Here is a 12,239-nt window from a genome sequence, read left to right as displayed (position 1 = left end):
TATAGGGCTTAATTAACCAAAGCAGTAAATTTAGTTATAACACTTATGGTGCTAGACTCACCGTTTGGTTGCTCTGCGACGTCAATTTAAACTCTTTTAAGTCATAACCTTGCTGCTGAGCAATTTGACGATATTTGGTATACGTTTCTTGACTAATATTTGGCGAGCGTGCTAGTAGCCATAAGTATTTTTTATCAGGCGTCCCTACTAGCGCAGTTTTGTACTCTGAATCACGTGCTAGCACCCAATAATCAGCACGGCCCACTGGAATCCAGCGAATCCACTTCGGTAAAAACGTCACTTTTAGTTTGCTACCGCTTTCATCGACTGGCTTAGCCAAACCTTCTGCCACTATGCCTGAACCGTCCTCGCTCACACACTTATTAGTTACCGTGATTCCTGAGCCGTCATCTTTTTGTGCATAGTTGGCGGTCACATCACCTGCACATTTACGTTGGAAATACATTGGCAAACGGCCAATCTCATACCAAGTACCTGCATAAGTGTTCAGATCTACGCTATCTACGGTAGTTGGGGTGCTTGCAGATTTATGAATAATATCACTTGGCTTAACCGATAGTACATCAGTCGTGGTCTTCTCACTCATCGCATCATCAGACATTCCATTAGTTGCCGAGTTATTAGTCCCCATGTTCACTGGCGGCGTGGCCGCATAGGCTGAGAACGCTGCTAACGGTATAATAATCGCTAAAGCAATGCCTGTATGTTTGATCAGTCCATTCATAAATATGCGCTCCGGTATTTCTTTGTAGGATGAATTATTTGTTGATGCATCACTCATTTGCTCAGCGTCGATGGCCTGTTCAGAACTATTGTTTAGATTATCTATTTGATCCTCTAACAGTCCTGACATTAGTGGCTCATCTTCATTTAGTTTTTGTGGTTGTTTCTTTGGTGATGACTTATAGCCAGATGATTTATAGCCACCAGCCACGTCATGATTGTCCTCATTGCTATTTTTTAGATCTTTGCTTATTTCATTGTTACTCATAGCTGACTCTTTTGCCCTAAGGCTTTTGTCGGCGCTTTTGTATCCAAAATAGCTGTCTTGCGAAGACGTGTCTTTTGCCAGATGGTGCGAATATTCGCCATTCGAGCTGTCATGATTATAGCTAGCATCGTTACTAGCTTGGTTTGTCTGTTGGGTATCATCGCCATATTCATTGTCATTGAGCGATTGCTTAGGCTGCTGAAGTTGAGAACCAGCTGCCTGTGAATCAGTCCATGCTGACTCAGGTAACTTATTGGTTTTCATAGGAGTACCATTCTTAAATAGTGATTGTTAGAAACGCTTTATGTACGGCATCTATTTGGTCTCGTTTTCTAAAAGCCATTTGCTTTGGTATAAATTATTCGTGCAAAACTTGACTCTACAAAAGCTTTTTTATTATTGTATTTTGAACATCACTTTTGATCAGTCACTCGTCTATAGAAATAAGATCAACGTATCGTAGATATGCAATATATATTAAGGACAACTGGACTATTAAAACAGTAGTGCAATGTAGGAAAACGCAACGGTTTGTAAGTAACTATGAGGTTTGAGTGTTGTTTGAACACATCATAACCACACAGTTACTTACTGGATAACTAAGTTAAAAATCAGTTATTTGAACTTACTAAGCTTAATACGGAAGTCTAATGCGGGTCACATTCAGCTATATGACACCATAGATTGCCTGTAGCTTTCTTGAAGTATGCAGATTATATAAACTGACGGATACCTGCCACACTGATACCACCATACTGCAATGCTTGATTGAGCATAGCAGGCTCCAGCCCGCCTAACCCAATGACAGGCATATCAGCTAACTCTGCTAACTCCGACCATGCTTCCCAGCCAAGTGGTGTGTCATCAGGATGCGTTTGGGTGGCGAACACAGGCGATACGAAAGCACCAATCACTGGTGGTAGCCCCTGTTGTATCCTCATGCTGGCAAGTTGATTGGCTGCCGTTATGCTCGCGATGTCATGACAGCTGACAATGAGCGGATGGTCTTTAGATAACGACTGCGTGAGAGCTGTAGGACTGCCTACCTCATCGAAACACTGCATCAGTGTTGAGTGTGTCAAATGCTTGGCAACTATTCGCTGGCCAGTTGCTGTCTCATTAGCGGTTGGTGATTCCTCAACATTCAAAGGTTGTTCTTCGTCATTAGGTAAAATCGCTAAAATATCTGGGCGTGCCGTCATCAGTTGCTCAGCAAGATGCTTAGAATTTACGTCCTTCAAGCGGATATATACCCACGATTCTGATGCTAGATTTTCTTGGTGATATTGTAGCCATGCTGCTGCGTCAGTGTGTGTGCCGAAATGTGCTAGAGGATAAGTAATCGTTATCTTCGATGGGAGCTTCAACCATTCAAGTATTGTCTTATTAGCAGCGGGCAGATGATACGCTCCTGCCAAAAGCTGTGATTTGATTACCCAAGTTAATGCCTGCCCTTCTAAACCCTGCTCACGGTGTTTATGCTGCTCGTACTGCTCTGCTGTCAGCTCAATCTTATAAACCTGTAAGCTGACCTGCTTATCGCCATAATCATGATGCAAACGCCCAAGCTTAACGATAGTATTATTATCAAGCAGGATATCCGTCTCTTCAGCCACTTCTCTTATCAACGCCTGCGCTGCTGACTCATTTGCTTCTATCTTTCCACCGACGAACTCGTAACGATTTCCTTGATGCTGAGTAGCATCTCGAAACCCAAGCAAATACTGATCTTTATAATGAATCACAGCCACTGCAACATTTACGATGCTAGGTTTGTTAGTTTTCGTCTTACTTTCCGGCTTGGTTTCTGATTGTTGATTTGACCCGTTCAACATACTTATATCCTTTATTCGGTGTTTACTCTGATTATTTTTGATAATTTAATAGTTTTTACAGGCTAGATGATTTATTTATATCTGCCACCTAATTCATTAATTTATATAGATAAAATATTCAAATGAGATATTTTATGACAGTAAATTTAGATAAGTTTACATAATAACTGCATTTTATTTTATCAATTGCCTTGCAAATTTATCAAATCTAAATGATAATTATTATCGTTAAAAACAATTACGCTATGGTTAGCCAATTTTTTAAGCCACTTCTTCTCAAAAGGAATTTACTATGAGCATGGTCATCTCTCGTTATTTAAACTGTCGTGAAAACCGTCTACCTACTTTGCAATCACAACATCTATTTGCACTGACTAAAGAGGTACGTATCGAGCATGAAGGCGAAGAGTATCGACTACGCCTAACTCGCAACAATCGCTTGATTCTAACCAAGTAACGTCTATTTCAGTGACACCTTTTTCAATACTTCTATAAAAAAACGCCTTCATTATGAGGCGTTTTTTTATAGGCTATACAACTTAAAAATAATTTCAAAAACTCTCTCAGTTGACATCAACTAGAAAACAGCTGTCATCTAAATAAATAATTTAGAACTGCCAACTATAGACCACATCTACTGCATTTTCTGCTGCTGAGCTTGCTTCTACATAGATGCGGCGTGTCAATTGATAACGAACAGAAAGGCTGTTTTGCGCGTTGAAAACACCTACGCCATAGCGAATGTATAAATCAGGCGTTACATAACCTGTGACGTTGACATTGGTGTCCTCGCTACTACCTGAGGCATCGACTGTTAGGCTCTGCAAACCGAAAGCTTGCCCGATTTGATTGGTCAGGCTACGAGTGCCACTCAGACCGAAGCTCAATCCAGCGGCAGCCAGATTATTGGTCACTTGCGATTTAAACCCTTGCTCACTGATTTGTGTGGCGCTCTTATTATCGATGCGACCTGTCACCAACGCGTTCATGGCTTGTTGCTGGGTCAGTCCTGCATTGTTAAAGACGATAATATTGGGGCTTTCAGTCGTCCCTTGGACACGCAGACCAACTGTTTTGCCATTAATCGTTTTGGCCGCTTCAATACTCAAGCTCGGTTTCATCACATCGCCATTGAAACGAACTTGACCATAATTCAGCTCTAGGCTTTGTCCAAAGGCATTGATATTGGTGCGGCGTGAGACCTGCACAACACCTCTGGCACGCATGATACCTGTACCATTCTGAGTCACATTAATCGCACCTGCCAATGGAATGACGGCGCCAAAACCACGGAAGTTGATATCATCGCCCAAATCAACACCGATATCAGCATTGATTGACCAAGGTTTTGAGATAGCCAGTACTTCATCGATATTACCAATCAAACGACGATCTAGTACGACTGCATCTTCAGTCTGAGTGATGATATCTTCGCTGGCTTCAGGCGGACGAATGGTCGCAGACGGCACACTAATCGCTCCTTTTATATCAACATAACGGTCGCCTGGGCGTACGATAATATCAATATCAGGGTCAATTTCAGCGACCAGTAATGGCGGCTGAGTAATGACTAGGCCTTCACCGACGATACTCAACTTGGCCTGCAGTTTTTGCTGCCAATTGACTGTCCCTGACAATTCGCCTTCACCTGTACCACTATTGAATGTGCCATCAATGGTCGCTTGTGTACCTCGGATTTTGGCTGCCGCATTTACTTTGGACAGATTTACTGGCAAATCAAGCATGGCTATACGGCCGTCAGAGAGTTTTACGTCGCCATAGAACTGCGGTTTGGTTAAGGTACCACCTAGACCACCCGCCATTGTGACGTTACCTCTTAGGACGCGCATACCGGGGAAGAATGGCTTAAATATCGCAAGATCAAGCTCGTTCAGTACCAATGCTCCAGAGATTGGTTTAGGGTCTTTATAAGGATCGACGACCACCTCAGCATAGCCACGCGCCCCGCGTCCAGTATTGATATCGGTACGCAGCTTGATGCCCTCAGGCACAGACAGAGCAATAAGAGAGACACGCTTGTATGGCAAGGTCATTGATGTGCTTTCACCATCTTGAACGAGGCCAATCTTGCCATTGTCGGAGTATAGCGTGGTATTAATGGTTGGTGGACGACCACGTTGCCATCCGACGATTGCTTTACCATTAATCTTGCCATTCCAGTCAATATCTTCTGGCAAGAACACTGAGAATAACGATGTATCTAAATTCTGCAACGCTACATTGACTTCACCTTGGTCCGGCGATGCCACTAGTTTTTCTCGTAGACAGAGCTTGCCAGTTTGATCCGTGGCCTGCCAGCAGTGAGCAGCAAGCTGTACTTTTAGATCACGATTCTCACCACCCTGATTATAAGGTAAATTCACAATCAGCTGTGCAGGTTGCAATTGATTCAAAGTCGCATACTTAGATTTGATGCGGCCTTTTCCAATGACACCTGACCAGCTTAGCCTATCTCGATCAAAACCACCTTTTAGCCTAGCGCCGACATCGAGTTGCTTATTGGCCACATTGAGATCGACCACATGAGATTTCTCTGTCCCATTAAAAGACGCTTTAACACTATCGAAACTTTGACCAGCAGCATCTAGGCCTTCAGCCGTCACGATTAACTGGCTTGGGCTATTGGCTAAGTTGACCAGCTTGCCGCGTACACGGCCTTGACGCAATATAAAGCCAGGTAGCGCGAGTCGCTCACCGACCAAATCAATATAAATAGTAGGCAGTGCTTGTCCAGCCGGTTGAGACAGCGTGGCACCGCCCGTGACTTTACCAGCCAGTTGGTTAGACAGCTGATCTAGACTGGTGATATTAATTTTGGTTTGTAGCTGCTTGGCATTGCCGTTAGCCGTGACATAGTTGTCACCCCAACGCAGCACAAGGTTATTAGCATTTAAGCTATCAATCAAAGCATTTACTTGCTTGTATTGTGCTTGAGCATCTTGGGTCTGAAGTTGTTTGAAGTAACTTGCTAAATCTTTAGGCAAACGCATTTTCGCTGATAGGCTGCCTTTGGCACTCAGTTGCTGCCCTTTTAGCATGCCATTCAGATTGACTTGTTTAATATTGATGATTTGCTGCGTGTCACTCCAGCGGCCATCTGTATCAATCGTACCAGTGATAAGACTTGGGGTATCTTTTAGGAAATAACCAATATTAAAACGATCCATCACCGCGTTAATATCCCACGCAACGCCTTGACGCACATCAACGGTACCGCTGGCATCAATACTACCTGCCGCACCCACATGACGGAAACGGTTGATACGGATTAGCTGACTGTCACCACTGGCTTCTATATTCAGCTTACCTGCTGGCAATTGCTCGGCATCCAATATGCCGTTGAAATTTACGGCAAAGCGCTGCAAAGTACCTGCAGTATTTTTGCTGTTCTTTGGTGCATTTTGCCATTCGCCACTGGTTTTTAAATCGCCTGTGATTATCGCTGGATTATTGGGTAAGAAATAACCCAAATTGAACTGGTCAAAACGACCATCTATATTCCAGCCGATATTTTTACGTAAGTCGATGACCCCTTTAGCATCAACTGCGCCCGCTTCACCCTTATAGTTCAGCTTACGAATACTAATCAGCTTTGGCGTACCCGCAGCATCGATGGACAGACGGCCTTGTGGTACATCTGCTGTATCAATCCGACCATCAAAACGCGCATCAAATACTGACAGCTCACCACCTATGATATCGACACTGGCATCGCCAGCACCAGTAATACCAATAGCACGATCTGCTTGCGTCGCATCGAGCTGCGCTTGCATATCAGTGTTGTTTAAAGTAATCACATGACGCTGTCCGCTGACACCATTTTTAGTGATGTTTAGCAATCGACCACGCGCACTTATACTACCTATTAAGCGCTCAAGTGGTAGATCGCTACGATATTTCTTAGGGAGTAGACCTTTAGTACTGGCATCAATTTGCCATGTCAGTGGACGCTGTTTGCTCGCTAACTGAATCTGTCCTGTGCCGGATAAATCTCCTACGATGCCGTTATAATTAAGACGATTGATATCAATGACATCACCAGCCTTACGTATACGTAGATCATAGTTGCCCTTGGGGGCAGCATTTAGCTCATTGATAACGGCATTGGCATCGACTGATAATGTCGAACCTCGAACGATGACGTCCGCCTGCCCACTAGGACTGTCGATATTGCCAATATTGGGTACGTTACGGCGGGTTAGGTTTTTCCAGTTAGCATCAATATACCAAGGCGCGACTTGCTTGGACTTGGCAGAGGTTTTACCGCGAACCATATTGGCATTGATATGCTCACCATCACGCTGACGCAAATCTGCATCGATCTGCGTATTACCAGTGGCATTCTGCTGCTGATAGCGCAATGACAGCCTACCGTTAAGGGTTTGCGGCGCATAAGCTTTAAAGTCAGTATACTCAGCCGGAATAGCTTGGCGAATATCGAAGTTGCTACCCGTCGCACGCACTGTGGCCTCAAAGCTGTCTTTCCAGTCTAGAATACCTTGCAATGCCAAACGTCCCGCTGGCACGTCAGCATCTAGGCGATCTATACGTAGCTGACTGTTGGCAATAACGGCGCGGCCTTGGTAATGACCTGATGGAATGTCTTTGGCCGTCAATTCAGTATTGATACGCAATCGTATCTCAGAGATGACACCAGAAGCTGTGGCTATACCGCTTTGTAGGCGAATGTTTTGGCTATCAGCATAAGGAATAAGAATATCATCCCACTGTAGTTTTGCATCAAACGGTGCACCCGCATCTAACCCTTGTACTACAAAGTCGCCTCTCACATCGCTATCGTTATAACGACTGCGTACTTTACCGACAGTACGTTTAAGCGTTCCCGTTGCAGAGATATTCAATGGGTCGATATAGGCTTTTTCAAGGGCGCTGACTTCCGCAATCGCACTCAAATCTAGTGGATAGTCGCCCTGTAGGTCGATCTCTCCTTGTAAGGCACTGACTTTCACGATATCAGCATACTGCAAATCACCACGGCCAACGGTTACCGTACTACCTACCCACGTCAGGTCACGCGCCGTAATGTCTTGAATAACGATAGGATCTTTGGTTACTTGCTTATAAGTAATTTTCTTAATTTTTGCTTGGTCAAAACGCAAATTCACTGGCAACTTTAAAGTTTTATAATCAAATGGTTCACCAGTAGGCGGTTTTTTATTGATAATCTCTATGGTCTGGATGTCTGCATCGCTTAAATGCACTTCTTTTGCAAATACTGCACGCCAGCCTATTTTTACATAGGCTTTATCTACTAATATCTCAAGATCTTCAGTCGCTTCAATATCGATATCAGTGACCCAGATACCATCGCGCAAGTTGCCGCGTCCGTATTTGAAATCAATACCTGTTTCAACACTGATTTTTTCTAATATAAACTTCGTGCCAGCGTCAGTCCCTGCCGCATAAAAGAAGATGGCGAACATAATTGCTAGTACGATAAGCACCAATACCAGAAGTTTGAGCAGAAATGACAACGGATACCAACGCCTAACGGCACGGGCATCACGCTGTGCTGGATCTTCATCTGGAGCATTATTAGGCGGGGTATTTTCTGTCAGCATGACACTCAACTACGTTAAAAAATGAAGACCAGCAATCGGTACGATAAGTGATAATTAGAACATTTGGAGCGACTAAACATTTGGAACTACTACATTAAGCGATTATAACGGTGAACCAATAAAGAAGTGTAGTCGTACTGGAATGCTTTCCTCGGTCACGCCAGCAGCCACATCGACACGCACCATTCCTACAGGCGACGCCCAGCGGATACCGACACCAACGCCGACTTTTGTCTCAGTATCAAAATCTTTGTCATAGGCATTACCGACATCTGTGAAGAATGCACCACGGAAACCTGGTTTAAATTCATAGTTATACTCAGCACTACCGACCGCTAGCACCTGCCCGCCCGTTAGATAGCCTTTGTCTAATGGTGACAAGCTCTCATAGTCATAACCGCGGATACTCTGATCGCCACCTGCAAAGAAACGCAACTTATAAGGCACATCGTAAAAATCATCTGCCCAAATATAACCTGCATTGGCACTACCTAATACTTGATGCTTTTTGTCTTCGCCAAAGCTGTAAATACCACTAACGCCTGCGCGAATAATCGCCATATCGGTATCACTGAATGCGCTGTCAGTACCAGCCTCGATTGAGTAGTACTGGCGCATGCCTTGCGTTGGGTTGGTCGCATTGTCGGTATCTGTTTTATTCATACCATAGCCAAACAACAGCGCGCGCTGTTTCGGACTTGAAGAGGTAAAGCGAATAGGCAGATCATCTAGTGCTGCCCCATCAACCCCCGTCTCAAGCTCATCCAAGCGGTAACGCACAGAGTAGCTACGGTTCCAACCAGTGTCACTACGGATATTGCGAGCCAAAGCCGCTTTTAGCGTTGTGGTTGATAGATCAAAGTTGCCTTCACCTTGATCAATTACCTCTTCTTCATAAGTCAAACGCCCATCTAACTTATCATTGAGCGGATGCTTCCATGGACGACTGGCATAGACAGCCACGTTTTTGCTGATTCTCGATACTTCCGTCTCAGCCCCTGCTTGATAGCCTTGACGGTTAATCAAGTTATAGTCTATTTTTGCAGTGGCGCGAACGCCTGTATCTGTTCCATAACCAAGACCAACTTGAGCATCACGTGGTTTATCCGCGTATACAAACACATATAAAGGTACTTTTTTGCTTTCTGCAACGTCTTGCGGCGTTTTACGTCCTGCTAGCGTTGGCGGTACAAAGTTTTCATCAGCGATTAGACTCTTTTCATCAGGGAATATCTTTTGTGCAACATTACTGATTGAGTCACTGATTTTACCCAATAGATTATCAGCTTCCTGATCTTTTTCATCGAGCACACGGTCATTCGGCAAGCGGCTTAGTCGTTCTGCTTTTTGTCTGATGGCTTGCAGCTTATCAAGAGTGGCTTCATCAGCCTCAAAATCAATAGCAGCGATATCCGCTTCATTGACCGTCTCGCCGCTGTTAGCACTCAGAGCATCATCGCTCTCTGCACCTATATCGCTATTATCGTTAACCGTATCTTCTGTGCTAGCAGTTACATTTGAGGCAGCTGCGCCATCATTGCTACTCAGATCTGCGATACCATAATTGTCCACATTGTTAATGTCGTCATCTAATGTGTCGTTACCCTCGGTAGCAGCATTGTCAAACGCCAAGGTACCAGCTTCACTACTATCAGTTGGTGGTAGTATCGACTCGACGTTGACCGTATTAAAGTATCGAGTTGCCGATAAGTCGTTACTAAACTTCGTAACTGCTGGACGATAAAACGGCTCACCCGGCGTAAAGCCATAGAGCTGTTGTAATAATGAAAGCTCTACTGGTAGCTTGTCAGGGTCTTGGGTCAGCGTATTGGTTTCTTTGTCGTAGGTAAAAAATACCACATCGTCAAACTCGTAACGATCACCCGTGTTATAAACCAACGAGACATCTGCTTTGTTGTCCGGCAAGATGATATCGACGGACTTGTTCAGCCAATACTGGTCAAAGTAGCCATAGGTATTGCTCAAGGACTCTAAAGCCGCTTTACTGCTCTTATAGACCCGGTGATTAAAAATATCACCTTCTTGCGGTGGCAAGTCTGCCTCAAGCGATGCAAACTCTTCTTGCTCACTACCCTCACCGCGAATCTCAATAATACGGCTATCTACTAGTACCGGCTCGCCTAGCTCTTCAATCACAACATTGACCGTATCGCGATCAGGTTGGGTCAAACGCAGCTCAACCTCATAGTAACCAACGGCTTTAGCAGCATTCTGTGCCGTCTCACGCAAACGTGGCAATGCCGCAGTAAAGTCAATAACCGACTGAACGGAAGTATCATCCAGTGCTGCTTTGATGTTTTTCATTGGCTGAATGTCATTATCAGCCTCAATCAGCTGAGCCTTACCATTAGGAGAGTCTTCAGCGGATACTTGCTCTAGATAAATAGTGGTTTCTACATTTGGCAAAGCCACCACGCCACCGTCATTAAAAAAGCGATTGTAGAGACGCGTCACGATATTACCTCTATTGCGTGCGCGTGGCCTTGGTCTATTGGCTTGTTCGATACTTTGATCGACGGCCTGAGTATCATTCTGATAATCTGGTAGATAGTCATTCGGATTGATAATATCTGTCGTCGTACCTTCTACATTGGCAGGAACATTCGTGCCAGCTATCACCTCATCACTACTATCATCAGTCGTCAGGCTATTTTCATTCTTAACAGTAGCTTCATTACTAACGACATCTTCATTGCTGACAGCGCCACTTACCTCAATCGGACGTGACATCCCTTCAGCTGCGCTCGCCTGTTCTTCTGTTGTTTCACTTCTACCCAACGTATCAAGGTTGTTAGGTGCTGGCAAGTTTGTTGCATCTAGCTCTGTATCTAGACCAATTGGCGATGTTGTGTCATCTAACGTAGCGATTGGCGCATCAAAGTCACTGTCGTTATTGCTAATATTAATACTATTAATATCTTGAGCATTCTGCGCATCCATTGCCGCTAGCTCACGATCGATCTGCTCAGGGGTCATCATTTGATAACCCTGCTGCTGAATCTCGGTTGCTTGTTGCAACAGGTCATCATTAGAAGCGATTGATTGAGCGTTATTTGGATTGTATGAAGTGCTTGGACTGTCAGGGAAACTCTCTAGATCTTGAGAGTTGTTTTGAGAAACTGTATTTTGTGAATTACTGCTCTGAGAAGATAGGTTTTGAGCATTAGCATTTTGCGTCGTCGAGTTTTTAGAGCCTGACTTTGTCGAGTTAGGTTTCTTAATGCCCAAGCTCTGTTCGCTATAGTCGTCCAATACTGACTGATCGATGATGCCTTGCTCTACTGCTTTTTTTAGACGTAGCGCATCTAGAGCCATATCTAGCTGAGTATCGTCAGTTTGGTCAGCAGCAGATGAGTTGGTGATAGCCGTATTGTTTGCATTATTAATGGTATCTGCCATTGCCGCAGGTGCCATACCGAACAAACTGGTCGCAAGCGCAGTGCACAATGCCGAACGTCTGAAATTTTTACGCGGTGCTACTGGGTACGTACTTAAATTATTACTATCGTTTTGGATTATGGCTGTGTCACGCTGCATCATTAGACCCTTGCATGCTCGAGTTGAAGGCTGCTTTATCATCTTTACGTCCTATCAGCTCACGCGGCACAATCTTATCAACGATAACGATCGTCAAGTCTGACCGGTGAATAAACTTATAGCAGTTATCTGCAATTAATGGTTTACTACTTTAATTTTATGACTGGTTATCTATAGTCACTGCACTACAAAAGAGTTATGTTTTGGATGAATATCATAAAACAATTTAGA

At 44.2% G+C, this 12,239-nt stretch carries 5 protein-coding genes; 1 reads left to right on the top strand and 4 read right to left on the bottom strand.

The window, feature by feature from the left end; genetic code table 11:
- Positions 1 to 43: 43 nt before the first annotated feature.
- The gene (locus FQV37_RS14165) at positions 44 to 1,276 is read right to left on the bottom strand and encodes a lipocalin family protein (protein WP_160022990.1); all 1,233 of its coding nucleotides are present in this window, start codon (positions 1,274 to 1,276) and stop codon (positions 44 to 46) included.
- 449 nt (positions 1,277 to 1,725) lie between these two features.
- Complete coding sequence (locus tag FQV37_RS10910; protein ID WP_160022988.1) at positions 1,726 to 2,847, bottom strand: NUDIX domain-containing protein; 1,122 nt, start codon at positions 2,845 to 2,847, stop codon at positions 1,726 to 1,728.
- Between the two features lie 298 nt (positions 2,848 to 3,145).
- Here FQV37_RS10910 and hemP point away from each other — a divergent pair, with 298 nt between their 5' ends.
- Entirely contained in the window at positions 3,146 to 3,304 is a 159-nt protein-coding gene (gene hemP, locus FQV37_RS10905) for a hemin uptake protein HemP (protein WP_227672156.1), read from the top strand.
- Between the two features lie 151 nt (positions 3,305 to 3,455).
- Here the strand turns inward: hemP and FQV37_RS10900 are convergent, their stop codons facing one another.
- Both FQV37_RS10900 and FQV37_RS10895 read right to left on the bottom strand, forming a co-directional pair.
- Positions 3,456 to 8,450: a translocation/assembly module TamB domain-containing protein gene (locus tag FQV37_RS10900; RefSeq protein ID WP_160022985.1), complete on the bottom strand. Its 4,995-nt coding sequence runs from the start codon at positions 8,448 to 8,450 to the stop codon at positions 3,456 to 3,458.
- A 102-nt stretch (positions 8,451 to 8,552) separates the two neighbouring features.
- Positions 8,553 to 12,050 (bottom strand): autotransporter assembly complex protein TamA, encoded by a 3,498-nt coding sequence (locus FQV37_RS10895; RefSeq protein WP_160022983.1) that lies wholly within the window; start codon positions 12,048 to 12,050, stop codon positions 8,553 to 8,555.
- Positions 12,051 to 12,239 lie beyond the last annotated feature (189 nt).

The organism is Psychrobacter nivimaris (assembly GCF_009812035.1).
Lineage (GTDB): Bacteria > Pseudomonadota > Gammaproteobacteria > Pseudomonadales > Moraxellaceae > Psychrobacter > Psychrobacter nivimaris.
Note: the sequence above shows the minus strand (reverse complement) of the source record. Positions and strands in the feature narration are given on the sequence as shown.